The 17,512-nt window shown below is 31.5% G+C and carries 15 protein-coding genes; 11 read left to right on the top strand and 4 right to left on the bottom strand.

Annotated features, from left to right (window positions below; genetic code table 11):
- The first annotated feature begins 4 nt into the window (after positions 1 to 4).
- From V6251_RS10455 to cmk, 3 genes are all read left to right on the top strand, one after another.
- Entirely contained in the window at positions 5 to 982 is a 978-nt protein-coding gene (locus V6251_RS10455; RefSeq protein ID WP_341588172.1) for a LysM peptidoglycan-binding domain-containing protein, read from the top strand.
- Between the two features lie 55 nt (positions 983 to 1,037).
- Positions 1,038 to 2,060, top strand: coding sequence for a type IX secretion system protein PorQ (gene porQ, locus V6251_RS10450; RefSeq protein WP_341588171.1), 1,023 nt, complete (start codon positions 1,038 to 1,040; stop codon positions 2,058 to 2,060).
- 106 nt (positions 2,061 to 2,166) lie between these two features.
- Complete coding sequence (cmk, locus tag V6251_RS10445; protein ID WP_145001544.1) at positions 2,167 to 2,862, top strand: (d)CMP kinase; 696 nt, start codon at positions 2,167 to 2,169, stop codon at positions 2,860 to 2,862.
- Between the two features lie 81 nt (positions 2,863 to 2,943).
- On the opposite strand, the gene V6251_RS10440 is transcribed toward cmk, so the two are convergent.
- Entirely contained in the window at positions 2,944 to 3,324 is a 381-nt protein-coding gene (locus V6251_RS10440; RefSeq protein WP_145001545.1) for a LysM peptidoglycan-binding domain-containing protein, read from the bottom strand.
- A gap of 384 nt (positions 3,325 to 3,708) precedes the next feature.
- Here V6251_RS10440 and rpsA point away from each other — a divergent pair, with 384 nt between their 5' ends.
- From rpsA to V6251_RS10400, 8 genes are all read left to right on the top strand, one after another.
- The gene (gene rpsA / locus V6251_RS10435; RefSeq protein ID WP_341588170.1) at positions 3,709 to 5,541 is read left to right on the top strand and encodes a 30S ribosomal protein S1; all 1,833 of its coding nucleotides are present in this window, start codon (positions 3,709 to 3,711) and stop codon (positions 5,539 to 5,541) included.
- A gap of 400 nt (positions 5,542 to 5,941) precedes the next feature.
- On the top strand, positions 5,942 to 6,694 hold the full coding sequence (locus tag V6251_RS10430; RefSeq protein WP_341588169.1) for a T9SS type A sorting domain-containing protein: 753 nt from the start codon (positions 5,942 to 5,944) through the stop codon (positions 6,692 to 6,694).
- Positions 6,695 to 6,823: 129 nt separating this feature from the next.
- A complete protein-coding gene (gene pyrR, locus V6251_RS10425) occupies positions 6,824 to 7,363 on the top strand; it encodes a bifunctional pyr operon transcriptional regulator/uracil phosphoribosyltransferase PyrR (protein ID WP_292948890.1) in 540 nt (179 codons plus the stop codon).
- 4 nt (positions 7,364 to 7,367) lie between these two features.
- Positions 7,368 to 8,297: an aspartate carbamoyltransferase catalytic subunit gene (locus V6251_RS10420; protein WP_292948887.1), complete on the top strand. Its 930-nt coding sequence runs from the start codon at positions 7,368 to 7,370 to the stop codon at positions 8,295 to 8,297.
- Positions 8,298 to 8,299: 2 nt separating this feature from the next.
- Complete coding sequence (locus tag V6251_RS10415; RefSeq protein ID WP_341588168.1) at positions 8,300 to 8,632, top strand: ribonuclease Z; 333 nt, start codon at positions 8,300 to 8,302, stop codon at positions 8,630 to 8,632.
- A 57-nt stretch (positions 8,633 to 8,689) separates the two neighbouring features.
- Positions 8,690 to 9,595, top strand: coding sequence for a ribonuclease Z (locus V6251_RS10410; RefSeq protein ID WP_341588167.1), 906 nt, complete (start codon positions 8,690 to 8,692; stop codon positions 9,593 to 9,595).
- A gap of 109 nt (positions 9,596 to 9,704) precedes the next feature.
- Entirely contained in the window at positions 9,705 to 10,352 is a 648-nt protein-coding gene (gene pdxH / locus V6251_RS10405; RefSeq protein ID WP_341588166.1) for a pyridoxamine 5'-phosphate oxidase, read from the top strand.
- A 160-nt stretch (positions 10,353 to 10,512) separates the two neighbouring features.
- The gene (locus V6251_RS10400; protein WP_292948877.1) at positions 10,513 to 11,004 is read left to right on the top strand and encodes a CAP domain-containing protein; all 492 of its coding nucleotides are present in this window, start codon (positions 10,513 to 10,515) and stop codon (positions 11,002 to 11,004) included.
- 466 nt (positions 11,005 to 11,470) lie between these two features.
- On the opposite strand, the gene V6251_RS10395 is transcribed toward V6251_RS10400, so the two are convergent.
- The 3 genes from V6251_RS10395 to V6251_RS10385 all read right to left on the bottom strand — a co-directional run.
- Entirely contained in the window at positions 11,471 to 13,411 is a 1,941-nt protein-coding gene (locus tag V6251_RS10395) for an OmpA family protein (protein WP_341588165.1), read from the bottom strand.
- Positions 13,412 to 13,418: 7 nt separating this feature from the next.
- Complete coding sequence (locus V6251_RS10390; protein WP_292948870.1) at positions 13,419 to 14,366, bottom strand: PorP/SprF family type IX secretion system membrane protein; 948 nt, start codon at positions 14,364 to 14,366, stop codon at positions 13,419 to 13,421.
- 9 nt (positions 14,367 to 14,375) lie between these two features.
- Positions 14,376 to 17,512, bottom strand: a 3,137-nt coding sequence (locus V6251_RS10385; RefSeq protein WP_341588164.1) for a gliding motility-associated C-terminal domain-containing protein, incomplete at its 5' end; no start/stop codon positions are given.

Here is a 17,512-nt window from a genome sequence, read left to right as displayed (position 1 = left end):
TATAATGAAAAAACTACTATTTATTCTAACCATATTAACTGTTACTATTGGTTTTTCTCAAGACATTGAAGAAGAGTTTTTACCTATAGAAGTAGAAGGTAAGGAAGCCTTTATGTCAACTAAGACAGGTGAGTATGTATTTAGATCGCATGCAGACACAAATCCTGAAGAATTGACAACAACTTCCAGTGGTGTTGTTTATAACGATATATCCTATCATACAGTTGTAAAAGGAGAGACATTATCTGCAATTTCTAAAAAGCACAATTTAAGTGTAGATCAAATTGTAAATGATAATAAGTTAGCAAATAATGCTTTAAGCTTAGGACAAAAGGTTAAAATTGTAAAACGTATTTTAGTACCATCTAGTAGTCCAGTAATAAGTTATGTAGGCGAAGAGCGAATAATAGCTAGATTGCCAGTAGGAGAATCTCCTGCAACATTACCACCTCCTCCAGTACCAACACAAACCAATAAAGTAGCAATGCCTGCTCCAAAAAATACCAGCTATTCTAAGCCTAACATAGTGCCTTTAGTTGTGGAAGAAGATGTGATAATACAAGAAGAAGATTCTGCAGAAGTAATTGCAGCAAAAAAACAATTAGAAGAAGCTAAAAAACAATTAGAGCTAGCTAGACAAAAAGCTGTTTTAAAAGAAGAGGCTAACGTTAAATTAGAAGAAACTAAATCGGTTTTTAAAGAAGAAGAGCTTGTTACTGAAAATGAAAACACTAAACTTGAAACAGAGGAAGTTGTTTTGGAAGATAAAGTAGAGGCAACCATTGAAACCGAAGTGTTAGATAATAACACTTTAAATAATACTGAAGAAGCTGATAAAACACCTGAATATCATGTTGTTGTAAAAGGAGATAACTTATACAATTTATCTAAAAGGTATAATACAACGGTTGAAAACTTAAGTAAGTTAAATGATATTCAATTCAACAATTTAAAGATTGGACAAAAGTTAAAATTGAAGTAAAAAAATAAATCTACAATAACTACGTTTTAATGTAGATTTATTTACTTTGCAAACTATGTTTAAGAAAAAGATTGTCCCACTTTTAATTTTATTTTCTAGTACTATTTGCTTTGCGCAATTAGGTGGACAATCAACATATCAATTTTTAAATTTAGTCTCATCACCACGTCAAGCAGCATTAGGAGGAAAGGTCTTAACTAATATAGATTACGACGTTACTCAAGGTTTGTACAATCCAAGTGCAATTAATCCAGAAATGGATAATCAATTTTCTTTAAATTTTAGTAACTATTTGGGTGGTATTACTTATGGTACTGCTGCTTATGCTTATACTTGGGACAGACGCACACAAACATTACATGCTGGAATGACCTATATTAATTATGGTGATTTTGATGGTTATGATGAAAATGGAATATCTACAGGTACTTTTACAGGTACAGAAGCAGCTTTATCGTTAGGATACGCTTTACAAATAGGATATTCAGATTTTTATTTTGGCGGAAACTTAAAGTTTATCACTTCAAGTTTAGAACAATACAGCTCTTTTGGTATTGCTACAGATTTAGGTTTAATGTATGTTGACGAAAAATTAGAGTTTCAAGCAGCATTAGTAGTCAGAAATTTAGGTACACAAATCACAACTTATGCAGGACAACGCGAAAGTTTGCCATTAGATATTACACTAGGATTGTCTCAGACGTTAGAAAATGTCCCATTGCGTTGGCACTTAACTTTTGAAAACTTGCAACAGTGGCCAATTGGAGAAGCTAATCCAGCTAGAGTTACTACAGATTTAGAAGGTAATCAAACACAAGAAAAAGTAGGGTTTATTAATAATGTAATGCGTCACACTATTATAGGAGCCGAGTTATTTCCTGATAAAGGCTTTAATATAAGATTAGGTTATAATTTTAGACGTGCAGAGGAGCTTAGAATTGTAGACCAACGTAATTTTTCTGGATTATCTGCAGGTTTTGGTCTTAAAATTAATAAGTTACGTTTTAGTTATACACATGCTAAATATACAGCAGCAAGTAACGCAAATTTCTTTGGGTTAAATATAGATTTACAGTAAGTCTAAATAATAAGTTTTTCTAGGCTGTAACTATAAATCATTACATTAATCATCTTTAAATGTTCAAAAATTAATGTTTATTTTTGAATTCTAAAAATAAAAATAAGTGCAAAAAATCACCATAGCAATAGACGGTTTTTCATCAACAGGTAAAAGTACAGTAGCTAAGCAATTGGCAAAACATTTAGGTTATGTGTATGTAGATACAGGAGCCATGTATAGAGCAGTAACTTTATTTACCATGCAAAATGGATGGATTGATAAAAATCATTTTGACGTCTTAAGTCTAGTTTCTAATTTGGATAAAGTAACTATAAGTTTTAAGTTTAATTCAGAATTAGGTTTTGCAGAGGTATATTTAAATGGTGTAAATATCGAGCGCGAAATTAGAACATTAGAAGTCTCCAGTTTTGTTAGTCAAGTATCTACTATTCCAGAAGTAAGATATCAGTTAGTTAAGCAGCAACAAAAAATGGGTAAGGATAAAGGTGTTGTTATGGATGGTCGCGATATTGGTACAGTTGTGTTTCCGTATGCAGAGTTAAAATTATTTATGACAGCATCTGCGGACAAACGTGCAACAAGACGTTATAACGAGTTAATTAATAGAGGAGACGATGTACAATATAACGACGTGTTACGTAATGTGCAAGAACGTGATTATATAGACTCTAATAGAGAGGACTCCCCTTTAGTAAAAGCAGATGATGCTATAGAAATTGACAACTCTGATTTGTCGCTAACAGAGCAATTTGATACGATATTAAATTTAGTTACGCAAACACTAGATAAATTAAAATAGAATCTTAAATTTTAATCATAAAAAAAGCGAATTGTTAGCTTTCGCTGAAACAATTCGCTTACATAGTTTGCTATTAAACTCCTACAAATTTGGAATTTTTAACTCTTGATCTGGGTGGATTACATCAGGATTATTTAAAATATCCTTGTTAGCCTCAAAAATAGCAGTATATTTTCCTGCATTACCGTAATAATGTTTAGCAATTTTTCCTAAAGTATCACCACCTTTTACAGTGTGTCTTGCGTAAACAGACTCGTCAGCAACTTCAATATTTGCTAAAATGTCAGTAGGACTATCTCCACCAGCAGCTTTAATAGCGTCCCACATTAGATTTTTTTCATATTGTGTAGCAGCAGTTCCTTTAACTTTTAATACACCATTCTCTTCAGTAACGTTTCCGTTAGCGATGTTTAATTTTTCTCCTAAATCAAGTACACTTTGATATTTTGCTTTTACAGCCATAATTAATTTGTTTTTAAATGTTATTCTTTCTTAAAGATAGTAATTATATTAAGACATTTCTCAAGGAAAATAGTATTTCAAATATTCTTAGTTAAAGTGTTTAAAATATCCGATAAAGTGAAATTTTTAATAAAAAATTATATTTTATAGAGTATTGATAGTCAGCTAATTATTATTTTTATAATAGTATTTGGCAATATTGTCAAAAAGTAGTATTTTTGCACACCTTTTTAGCGCACTCAAGAATGATGAAAAGGAATCAAACAATTTTATTTATAACACTTCTGTGTGTTAGCGCCTAAATCTTCTAAACATAACAGAATACAAAACATAGTGTATTTATATTTCAGCGAAAGCGAAACGTACACTATTAAAATTTTTTAAATGGCTGAAAAAGCAAAACAAGCGGAAGTAGAAGCTCAAGTAGCAGACACAAAAAATGCTCCAGTAGTATCTGAAGCACAAGCAAACCCTGAAAAATTCTTAGCAGAATTTAACTGGCACAACTACCAAGAAGGTATTGATGAGGTTGAAGATTCTCAATTAAAAGAATTTGAAAAATTAGTATCAGAAAATTTCGTAGATACTTTAGATGATGAGGTTGTTGAAGGAACAGTAGTACACATGACAGATCGTGATGCTATTATTGATATCAACGCTAAGTCTGAAGGAGTTATTTCTTTAAACGAATTTAGATACAATCCAGACTTAAAAGTAGGAGACAAAGTAGAAGTATTAATTGATGTACGTGAAGACGCAACAGGACAATTAGTATTATCTCACAGAAAAGCTCGTGTAATTAAGGCTTGGGATAGAGTAATCAAAGCTAACGAAACTGGTGAAATTGTTAACGGTTTTGTTAAATGTCGTACTAAAGGTGGTATGATTGTAGATGTTTTTGGTATCGAAGCATTCTTACCAGGATCTCAAATTGACGTTAAGCCAATTAGAGATTACGATCAGTACGTAAACAAAACTATGGAATTTAAAGTTGTTAAAATCAACCACGAATTTAAAAACGTAGTAGTTTCTCATAAAGCTTTAATTGAAGCTGATATTGAAGAGCAGAAGAAAGAAATCATTGGTCAACTAGAAAAAGGACAAGTATTAGAAGGTGTTGTTAAAAACATTACTTCTTATGGTGTGTTTATTGATCTTGGTGGTGTTGATGGTTTAGTTCACATTACAGATTTATCTTGGTCTCGTATCAACCATCCAAATGAGATTGTTGAATTAGATCAAAAATTAAATGTTGTAATCTTAGACTTTGATGAAGATAAGTCTAGAATCCAATTAGGTCTTAAGCAATTATCTAAACACCCATGGGATGCTTTAGGAGAAAATGTTGCTGTAGGTGATAAAGTTAAAGGTAAAGTTGTTGTAATCGCTGATTATGGTGCATTTATCGAAGTTGCAGAAGGTGTTGAAGGTTTAGTACACGTGTCAGAAATGTCATGGTCTACTCACTTACGTTCTGCTAACGACTTTGTAAAAGTTGGAGACGAAATTGATGCGGTTATCTTAACTTTAGATAGAGAAGATCGTAAAATGTCATTAGGTATCAAGCAATTATCTGCAGATCCTTGGACTGACATTACAACTAAATACCCAGTAGCGTCTAAGCATACAGGTATTGTACGTAACTTTACTAACTTTGGAGTTTTTGTTGAATTAGAAGAAGGTATTGATGGATTAATTTACATCTCTGACTTATCTTGGACTAAGAAAATCAAACACCCATCTGAGTTCTGTAACGTAGGAGATAAATTAGATGTAGTAGTATTAGAGTTAGATGTTGAAGGACGTAAATTATCTTTAGGTCATAAACAAACAACTGAGAATCCTTGGGATAAATACGAAACTGAATTTGCTTTAGATACAACTCATACTGCAGAAATTGCTGATGTTGTAGATAAAGGAGCTACAATTGAATTTAACGAAGATATCGTTGCTTTTGTACCATCTCGTCACCTTGAAAAAGAAGACGGTAAGATGTTGAAAAAAGGTGATACTGCTGAATTTAAAATCATTGAATTTAATAAAGAATTCAAACGTGTTGTAGCATCTCATACTGCTATCTTTAAAGCTGAAGAAATGGCTAACGTAAAAGCTGCTGTTAAGAAAGCTGCTGATCAAGCTGCCGAGTCTAAACCAACTTTAGGTGATGCAAACGAAGCTTTACAAGCATTAAAAGATAAAATGGACGGGAAAAAATAATTTCCTCTTTTTATTATAAATTTAAAAGCCTCTCAGTAATGAGAGGCTTTTTTTATTGTATCAATCCTAGCAATTTATACTGTTAATTATGTGGTTTTAATTAGTTATAGCCTTATTAACTAGTTGCATCTATTATATATAAGTTGCGTAATATAATTTCCTTTTTCATTTAAAATCAGCTATTTATATTGTAAGAATATTATTTCAGAAATTATCATATCATGGCTATAATTGTTAAAATTATGGTCATTTCATCGATAACATTTTGATAAACAGCATAATATTTTTAATTTAATGTTGAATCAAATTTTTCGTATTGCAATACATTGATTTATTTTTTAAGTGTTTTTAGTTTCCCTAAACTGATTGTTAGCTTAATATTAATTTAAATCTTTTTATTATGAAAAAATTATTACTATTAGTGTTAGTAGTAGGATTTACTACTGCACATGCGCAGACAGGAAATACTGTGGCTGAAGCCATTCCTGTGAACGGTTCAAATCTAAGCGTTAATCTTATTAACTTTACTTCAGCAACAGCGTCATCAGTACCTTATAGTTGTTCAGGACCTTTTGATGAGGACGTTTTTTATAAGCATTCCATTAATTCAGGTGCTAATAAGTTAACTATAGGTATGTTTAGTTTGGGGTTAAGTGTTTTATCTCAATTTGATTACCAAATACTATTAGCTCCAGGAGGAGATACGTCTAATTTACAAGAAGTAGTTTGTAGCAATTACAATGTTTTAATACTTGCTAACGGAAGTTTTACTTTTGTAATTGATAATTTTGACCCAAACGATGTATACTACCTAAGGGTCAACACACCTCAAGGTCTTTTAGCGCCTTTATTATCAAGTTTGTTATCTACAACGACAGTAACGATGTATAGCGAATATGATGCTACATTAAGTATAGCTACAGAGGAGGTTAAAGAGTATAAAATTATTAATAAACCAAACCATTTACAGATAGTAACAAATAATGATTTTGAATCTTATCAAATATATAGTTTAGACGGTAAGCAGGTAAAAACAGTTAATAGTCTAGATCAACTAGATACAATAGATATTTCTACATTAAATACAGGAGTATATGTTTTACTGTTGGAGGATGATACTTCAAAATATCACCACAAATTTATAAAAAGTTAGAGGCTATATATTTTAAATTTATAAAAGGAGTTTTAGAAATAAGACTCCTTTTTTATGCTAAAACAAAAAACAACTTTCTTGTTATCATAATTTACTTTACATTTGTTTACCAAACCCGTTTGGAACACTATGAGTCAAAAAGTGCTACTTAATGCAACAGAAGTCAACATCATCTTACATAGATTGGCTTGCCAACTCATTGAAAAACATAACGATTTTTCTAATACTGTATTAATAGGTATTCAGCCTAGAGGTAAATATCTTGCAAATAGGATAGCTTCTTTATTAAAAGAAGAATATAAAATCAAAAATCTGCAATTAGGTCATTTGGATATTACATTTTATAGAGATGATTTTAGAAGAAGTGATAAACCTTTGGAAGCAAGTACCACAGAAATTAATGTACAAGTAGAGGATAAAAAAATTGTGTTTATTGATGATGTATTATACACAGGTCGTAGTATTAGATCAGCTTTAACAGCAATACAATCGTTTGGTAGACCTAAAGAGATTGAATTGCTAACACTTATTGATAGACGTTTTAGCAGACACTTACCAATACAACCAGATTACAGAGGTAGACAGGTAGATGCAATTAATAATGAAAAAGTCAAAGTTAATTGGGTTGAAAATGAAGGAGAAGACACAGTATATCTAATAAATAATTAAAGTTATGAGCGAATTAAGTGTCAATCACTTATTAGGAATTAAATATCTTAACAAACAAGATATTGAGCTTATTTTTAAAACAGCAGACCACTTTAAAGAAGTGATTAATCGTCCGATTAAAAAAGTACCTTCGCTTCGTGATATTACAATAGCCAATTTATTTTTTGAAAATTCTACAAGAACTAAATTGTCTTTTGAGTTAGCTGAAAAACGTTTATCTGCAGATGTAATAAATTTTTCAGCCTCGCAATCCTCAGTCAAAAAAGGAGAAACATTAATAGATACTGTAAACAACATATTATCCATGAAAGTGGATATGGTAGTTATGCGTCATCCTAATCCAGGAGCAGGCGTTTTTTTATCTAAACACGTTAATGCAAGTATCATAAATGCAGGAGATGGAGCGCATGAGCATCCTACACAAGCCTTATTAGATAGTTATTCTATTAGAGAGCGATTGGGTAGTGTAAAAGGTAAAAACGTCGTTATAGTTGGAGACATATTACACAGTCGTGTGGCATTATCTAATATTTACGCTTTAAAACTTCAAGGTGCCAATGTAATGGTGTGTGGTCCTAAAACATTACTACCAAAGCATATTGATAAATTAGGTGTAAAAGTAGAGACAGATTTACGCAAAGCTCTAAATTGGTGTGATGTAGCCAATATGTTACGTGTACAAAACGAAAGAATGGATATTAGTTATTTTCCATCTACTAGAGAGTATACACAGCAATTTGGTGTCAACAAAGCATTATTGGATAGCTTAGATAAAGAGATAACTATTATGCATCCTGGACCAATAAATCGAGGAGTGGAGATTACCAGCGACGTTGCAGACTCAAAACAAGCCATAATTTTAGATCAAGTGCAAAACGGAGTTGCTGTTAGAATGGCAGTAATATACCTTTTAGCATCCAAAATAAAACAATAGTTATGATTATAGATCAAAATGAAAATTTAACTATTATAACCCAAGAAAATGCTTCGGTTATTGAATTAGTAAAAAAAATAGAAACCCTTTATCCAAAATTTAAAAACAATAATTTAATTATTAATTTAAATACTATCAAACCAATTTCTTTAGAACAAATTATCGAGTTTTTAAGATTATCCAATCAACATCGTGCTGCAAAACATTCTTTTGTAATCGTAAACGAAGGAATCAATACTGACAAAACTCCAGAAGAAATTGTCATTGTACCTACATTGCAAGAAGCTAAAGATATTATTGAAATGGAAGATATGGAACGCGATTTAGGGTTCTAATACGTGTGTTTTTCACTTTACTAAAAGTAATAAACTACCAATCAATAATTAAACACAATGAAATTAAATATCTTAGGTTGCTACAGCGCAACACCACGTACTTTTACCAATCCAACCTCTCAGGTTTTAGAAATAAACAATCATCTTTTTATGATAGATTGCGGAGAAGGTACACAAGTACAGTTACGTAGGCATAAGATTAAATTTAATAGAATTAAGCATATTTTTATTTCGCATTTACATGGCGATCATTTTTTTGGTTTGATTGGATTAATTTCAACCTTTAGACTATTAGGACGCGAAGCAGACTTGCATATACACGCACCAAAAGGCTTAAAGGATGTTATTACACTTCAAATGAAATTAGCCAACTCATGGACTAATTACAATCTTTATTTTCACGAATTAAATAGTAAGTCGTCTGAGTTAATTTTTGAAGATGACAAGGTCGAAGTTCGTACAATTCCGTTAGATCATCGTGTTTATACTAATGGATTTCTTTTTAAAGAAAAAGCAGGAGATCGTAAATTAGATATGAATGCAGTATTGAATAATAATATTGATGTGGCCTATTACAGAAAGTTAAAACAAGGCTTTGATGTTGTTAACGAAGATGGACAGTTAATAAAAAACGAAACCGTTACACTGCCTCCAAATAAAGCTAAAAGTTATGCATTTTGCAGTGATACAGCCTACAACGAAGCAATTATCCCTATAATTAATAAGGTGGATGTATTATACCACGAGTCCACTTTTTTAGATCAACATTTAAAGTTAGCTAAACCTACAAAGCACAGCACAGCAAAACAAGCAGCTAGTATCGCTAAACAAGCTAATGTTGGTCAATTAATACTAGGACATTACTCGACCAGGTACGAGGACTTAAATCAATTTAAAATAGAAGCTCAAACTATCTTTAATAATGTCATGTTAGGAGATGATGGTAAAGTTTTTGAATTTTAAAACTGGCTTTACTACTTTGTTTTAACATCTAAACTTGTACTTAATTTTTAAATGTTTTGACATATTAAAAAATAATTTAATCTCTTAAATTTACAGTAAAAATTCAGTTATGGAAAAAGACTTAAGTAATTACAGAAAATCTTACGAAAAAGGAGCACTATTATTAGAAGATACTCCGGAAAATCCAATTGAACTTTTTAGATCTTGGTTTAATGAAGTGGATAATTTTTTCCCACAAGATGAAACTAATGCCATGACTATTTCTACCATTGGTACAGACGGTTTTCCTAAAAGTAGAGTAGTGTTACTTAAAAAATTCACTTATGAAGGTTTTATATTTTATACAAACTATGAGAGTGAAAAAGGTAAAGCTATCCAACATAACCCTAATGTTTGTCTTTCATTTTTTTGGCATGGAGCAGAACGTCAAATTATAATTAAAGGACAAACAGAAAAAATTGCTACAAATTTAAGCGATGGTTATTTTGAGTCGCGACCAAGAGGAAGTCAATTAGGAGCAATAGTATCTAGGCAAAGTAGTGTAGTTGCTAATAGGCAAGTGTTAGAGGATGATTTAAAAAGATTAGAGGAAGAATATCAAAATAAAAACATAGAACGACCTGAATATTGGGGAGGTTATATAGTTAAGCCTGTGTCAATGGAGTTTTGGCAAGGTAGACCTAATAGATTGCATGATCGCGTAGTTTACACCTTAGATTCGGATTTTAACTGGCTGAAAAATCGTTTATGTCCATAAAATAGTCGCTAAAATGCATCTAAATTATGTATTTCATCGATAAAATGCATAGTACTTCGTCAAAAAGCATGTTTTTCATCGATTTTAACATTTCTTTAACAGTTTAATAGACTAAGCTGTTATATTTTTGGAGTCCCAGATAACCTTAACTCCTTAAAAAATGAGAAGAATTACTAGCCTACTTATTGTTTTTTGCATTGCAATTTCATTAACATCCTGTTCTACAGATACAATGGATGAAACTTTTGAAGACTCTAGCGTTTTAGTTATTCCTGATGCTAAACCTATTGAAATTGAAATTTTAGAATTAATTAATCAACACAGGATTAGTCTTGGTTTAAATACTTTAGACAATCTTAATATTATTAAAGGTCAAGCATTTTCTCATACTGATTATATGGTTAATATTAATGAAGTAAACCATGATAATTTTTATAGCAGAAAAAACTATTTAGTAAATAATGCAAACGCTTTAAAAGTGTCAGAAAACGTTGCTTATGGTTTTTCAAGTGCAAGTTCAGTAGTAAACGCTTGGTTGAATAGTGATGGTCATAAAAGGACTATTGAAGGTGATTTTACAGATTTTGATATATCTGCAGAGTTAGATGAAAACAACAAATGGTACTTTACAAATATTTTTGTAAAGAAATAAAACCTAGTAAACATATAAAAAAACGCCTTTCTAATTTAGAAAGGCTTTTTTTATATATAGTGATTAGTAATTCTTAATTTAGGTAGTTTATTACAATAAACTTCTATGTCATCGCTTTTATAAAGTTAATGTACTTAGCTGAATAATACTTTTAATAATAGGCTTAAAAGTACTACGCAATAGCATGGATTTTAACTATCATAGCTTTGTTTGTGTTCAAGATTAATTTTATTAATTAATATATGAGTCTAACTTTTTATTGAAATTTTATGTTTATTTATATAATCATAAACTGTTTACTACAAGACTTTTAATACTTAACTTTATTAAATTAATAATTAAAGATTGTGATTTATCTTAAAATTTACTTGACGTTAGTTAAAGGTGATAACCACGTATTTTCATTCAGAACTAATAATTAGTAACATATAAAAAAAAGCCTTTCTAAATTAGAAAGGCTTTTTTTTTATTTATACTGATTGGTAATTATAAACTTAGATCGTCTATTAAACTCATGTTCTTCATCAGAGCATTTAACTCCGTTGGTACATTTGTTAAGTATTTGTGACTCTCCATAACCAATAGCGCTTTGTATACGATCGTTTTCAATACCTCTAGAGTACAAGTAATCTCTTGTAGATTTAGCACGTCTATCTGATAGCTTAAGGTTATAAGCATCACGACCACGACTGTCTGTATGAGACTCTATTTTAATAATCATCCTTGGATGTTCTCTCATTACTGCAACAATATTTTCTAATTCGTATGCAGCATCAGATCTTATATATGACTTATCATAATCAAAGTAAATAGGGTTGATTACAATTTCATTATCGATAATTAATGGTTTTAAATATAAATCAATTTCAGTATTTTCTCCGTTAACTGGAGTTGTAGTAAATTCTTTGGTATCAGGTCTATACACAACACGTTCTGCCATAACAGTAAATGTTTTATCACAATCAACTTCTTTAAATTCATACTTACCATCGTTTTCTGTAAAATAAGTATCTAGGACTTTACCATTAGCATCCAATATCACAACTCTAACTTTATCTAAAGGTTCTTTAGTTAAATCGTCATAAGCAATACCAGAAACAGTTTGATTACATTGGTATTTTCCAAAAGCATAAATATCATCTCCACCTTGACCACCTTCTCGATTAGAGGACAAGTAACCTGTTTGAGTTTCGGTGTCAATAAAAAAACAGAAGTCATCGTATGGACTGTTAAATGGTGCACCTAAGTTTTTAATGTAAACTTGAGTGGTATCATTTTTTTTAATTTTTAATAAGTTACTTTCAAAAATATCAAGTAAACCAAGATTTAAGTTTGCATCACTAGAAAAATACAGCGTAGAGTCCTTGGCTACAAATGGAAACTTTTCGTTCCCTTCGGTATTTATTTCAGGACCTAAATTAACAGGTGTACCATAGCTACCATCATTTTTTATTGCTACTTTATATAAATCAGTTTGTCCAAATCCACCATCCATATCAGATACAAAATATAGTGTTTTGTTATCAGGACTCAGCGCAGGAGCACCACATGAGTACGAATCTTTATTAAATGGTAATTCGGTTACATTAGTCCAGGTACTTCCAGATAATGTTGCTTTGTATATTTTTAAAAAAGAAGTCCCTTCTTTAGAGTACTTTCTTTTTTCTTTTTTATTTACATTGTTTCTAGTAAAGTACATGGTCTTACCATCGTTAGTAATGGTTACTAACCCTTCATGGTCATCTTTTGTATTTACCGTAGCGTTTAGTTTTTTTGAATCGTTAAAAGATTTAATAGCATTTTCAATTTTTATATCAGCTTCAAAAATATTTAAGAAAGGTTCGTTATTCCAATCATATAATTCATTTTCATCTGTGATAGAATCTTTAACCCAAGTAGAGTAGTAGTATAACTTATCTTTAAACTCATAACCTCCAAAATCTGAATATCTGGTATTAATAGGAAGGTTTTCAAATTCGACATATACCTTCTCTGTATTAGTTAATTGATTATAGTTTTCAATATTAAAGTTGTCAATATTTTTAATACGATTATCCTTTTTGTTTTTATTATTAAACGTTCTTAAATAGTCGTTTGCTAATTCGTATTTTTTTTGACTTCTTAAAGTTTGTACATATTTATATATGTATTCAGTATCGATAGAAGGATATTTGTTTATGGCTTTATTATACCAAAATTCTGCTTTTTCAAGCTTGCTAATATTGAAATAGCAGTCACCAATTCTTTTCAATATATGCTCTGTACTATCTTCTTTTTTTATTGCTTCCTTATATAGCTCTGCAGCTTTTTCATAAGAAAAATCTCTAAAAAAGTTATCTGCAACTTTAGTTTGTGCAACAGCTTGTTGTACAAATAAAAATAAAACTAGATATGCGGTTATTTTCATTTTCATTTTAAAAATATCTTGGTGATTTAACACGTTTTGTAGGTTTAAAGACTTCAAACATTAGTAATATTTCATGCGTTCCTCCAGTGTATGGTCTTAGATCTGTTATATAATGTTCATAGGCATAACCAATTCTCATTTGAGGTGATACCTGAAAATCTGCCAATGCACCAATAGTTGATGTATCTCTATTATATCTATAACTTCCACCAATCCAAAACTTTTCGTCAAATAGTAAATGTGCACTTAGGTCAAATGATACAGGAGCACCATTTGTTAATTTAACTAATGCAGATGGTTTAAGTTTAGTAGATTCATTTAATTCAAATACATAACCAGCAGTCAAATAATATCCAACACGCTCTAAAGCTATGTAGTCTACTTCTGGATCTAAAGCACTTTCGTTATAATCTGTATTCAATATTCTTGGGGCAGATAAACCAACGTACCATTTGTTTTGATGTAAATAAGCACCAACACCAACATTTGGATTCCATCTATTTGTAAAATTACTAAAGAAAGGGTCTATTGCTACAGTTGGATCATCTAGAAAACCTTCTTGGTCTAGGTTATAATGAGTAAATCCAGCTTTTAAACCAAATGCCAATTTTGTTTTTTCTGAAAGCTCAATAGTGTAAGAAAAATCACCATAGGCATAAACAAAATTTTCGTAACCTAACTCGTCATTAATAATAGATAGTCCTAAACCTATTTTTTCATTTTTTAATGGCGCATGTACAGAAACCGTTGATGTTGTCGGAGCACCAGCTAATCCAACCCATTGACTTCTATGTAGACCTACCACACTAATAGTTTCTCTACTTCCAGCATATGCTGGATTTATTGAAATAGTATTAAACATGTATTGCGAAAATTGGGGCAACTGTTGTGCTAATAGTTGTGCTGAACTACATATAAACACTAGAGCAATACTGAATATATTTATTTTTTTCATTTATAATCGTTATTTAGTTCCTAAATAAAGAGGACCAGCTAATGGTTTAATACCACTATCTTTTATATCTATTACGTAATAATATGTTCCGTTTGGTAACCTTCCTGCAGATCCTACTGAACCGCTTGGGCTTTGACCATTCCAATTGTTTTGGTAATCTCTAGATTCGTAAACAATATCTCCAAATCGGTTAAAGATTTTTATGTCGATAATAAATCCACATTCTTCAACACCACCTACAGTGAAAAATTCGTTATAAGCATCACCATTTGGTGTTACAGCTTTAGAAATTTTTAAATCATCTTCACCACATGGTAAAACGGTACAATCATCATGAATAGTTATTGTTAATTCGAAAGTATTTAAACAACCGTTATTTAAAGTTGTGTAAGTGAATACATAATCACCAAGCTCAACTTCTAATGGATCAAAAATACCATCTATTATTGTAACACCTTCAGTAACTGCAACCCATTCTATCGTGTTATCCGAAACTTCTGGTAAATAATCGTATAAATCAATTAAACCATCTTCGATACATTTTTCACCTTCTAAAGGTGTTGTAAAGTTTTCTGTTATCACATTAATTGTATGAGTAATCACATTTTCATTTCCGCAATCATCAGTAGCAGTCCATGTCCAAATGATATCATAAATCTCTTCTTCGCCAGTAAATGTAGTTGTTTCGTTAAATTCAACTGTCACTGGGTTTAAAGAACAAGTGTCTTCAAAGTCTAATTGTGGTACCTCTGGTACATTAGAACATATTACACTACTTGGTAAATCTAATGTACTTAATAATGCTGGACCAGTTGTGTCTTCCAGAGTAAGTGTAGCAGTTAACTGAGATGTGTTACCACAATCATCAGCTACAGTATAAGTAACAGTAATCATACCACTAGCACCACAAGTTGACACTAAGTTAGTAAAGTCGTAATCAGACGTTACAGTATTAGTTGGATCAACATCACAAGTATCAGTACCACAAGATTGAAGTGCAGTCATGTTTTCTGTATTCCAAGCATCAGCAATTGTTTGGTTATCTGTTCCACCACATTCGATAGTTTCATCAATCACAGTACAAGCAGTTAAGTCAGGACCAGTTGTGTCTTCTAGAGTAAGTGTAGCAGTTAACTGAGATGTGTTACCACAATCATCAGCTACAGTATAAGTAACAGTAATTGTACCACTAGCACCACAAGTTGACACTAAGTTAGCAAAGTCGTAATCAGACGTTACAGTATTAGTTGGATCAATATCACAAGTATCAGTACCACAAGATTGAAGTGCAGTCATGTTTTCTGCATTCCAAGCATCAGCAATTGTTTGGTTATCTGTTCCACCACATTCGATAGTTTCATTAATCACAGTACAAGCAGTTAAGTCAGGACCAGTTGTGTCTTCTAGAGTAAGTGTAGCAGTTAACTGAGATGTGTTACCACAATCATCAGCTACAGTATAAGTAACAGTAATCGTACCACTAGCACCACAAGTTGACACTAAGTTAGTAAAGTCGTAATCAGACGTTACAGTATTAGTTGGATCAACATCACAAGTATCAGTACCACAAGATTGAAGTGCAGTCATGTTTTCTGCATTCCAAGCATCAGCAATTGTTTGGTTATCTGTTCCACCACATTCGATAGTTTCATCAATCACAGTACAAGCAGTTAAGTCAGGACCAGTTGTGTCTTCTAGAGTAAGTGTAGCAGTTAACTGAGATGTGTTACCACAATCATCAGCTACAGTATAAGTAACAGTAATTGTACCACTAGCACCACAAGTTGACACTAAGTTAGCAAAGTCGTAATCAGACGTTACAGTATTAGTTGGAACAACATCACAAGTATCAGTACCACAAGATTGAAGTGCAGTCATGTTTTCTGCATTCCAAGCATCAGCAATTGTTTGGTTATCTGTTCCACCACATTCGATAGTTTCATTAATCACAGTACAAGCAGTTAAGTCAGGACCAGTTGTGTCTTCTAGAGTAAGTGTAGCAGTTAACTGAGATGTGTTACCACAATCATCAGCTACAGTATAAGTAACAGTAATTGTACCACTAGCACCACAAGTTGACACTAAGTTAGCAAAGTCGTAATCAGACGTTACAGTATTAGTTGGATCAACATCACAAGTATCAGTACCACAAGATTGAAGTGCAGTCATGTTTTCTGCATTCCAAGCATCAGCAATTGTTTGGTTATCTGTTCCACCACATTCGATAGTTTCATCAATCACAGTACAAGCAGTTAAGTCAGGACCAGTTGTGTCTTCTATTGTGATTGTAGCAGTATACATACTAAAGTTTCCAGTAGCATCTGTAAGAGTATAAGTTACTAGGATTGTTCCACTATTTCCACATGTAGATATTAGATTATTATAATCGAAATCAGATGTTACTTCTATAGTATCATCACACGCATCAGTAGCACAATTCTCTAAAGCTAATATGTTAGCATTATCCCAATTTGTTGCTAGTTCTAAGTTATTATCTCCATTACATTCGATAGTCTCATCTAGTATTTCACAAGTAGAAGAATCAGGTGGAGTAATATCTTCTATTAATTCAGTTGTTATTTGATCAGTATCAGTTACTATTTCACCATTAACAATTATAACAGAATTTACTGTTGCTATATTAATTACTTCTGTAGCATCTATGTCTATTTGAGTAACTAAATATGTCGCGGTATAGATCCAAGTTTCAGTTGGCTCTAAGATATTATTGTTGTTTAGGTCACCAGATATTAATGAAATAGTTACCGTAGGAATAGCATTATCTAATAAAGAATCCGTTATAACAATGTTACCTAATGAAACATTACCAGTGTTTGTAACAGTGAAAGTATAAGATATAGTTTCGTCAATTTCAGTACATTCATTGTCATTATCATTATTGAAAACACCAGTTTTAACAATATTTATTGAGCCTGTAGGAGGACAGAACATTACGTCCGTATTATTTTCATCAATCACGTAAGTATCATTAGCAGAAACTTCAGTGTTATTAAGAATTTCATTACCAGTTACAGTTACGGTGTTAGTAATTACACCAGCATCAATATCCGCTTGAGTCACGGTGTAGTTAGGCGCAGTAAAGATCCAAGTTTCCGTAGGTTCTAATACACCATTAGTGTTAGTAT

It is taken from the genome of Olleya sp. Ti.3.14, assembly GCF_038154885.1.
In the GTDB taxonomy this organism is placed as follows: Bacteria; Bacteroidota; Bacteroidia; order Flavobacteriales; family Flavobacteriaceae; genus Olleya.
This window is presented reverse-complemented; position numbering and strand designations above follow the sequence as displayed.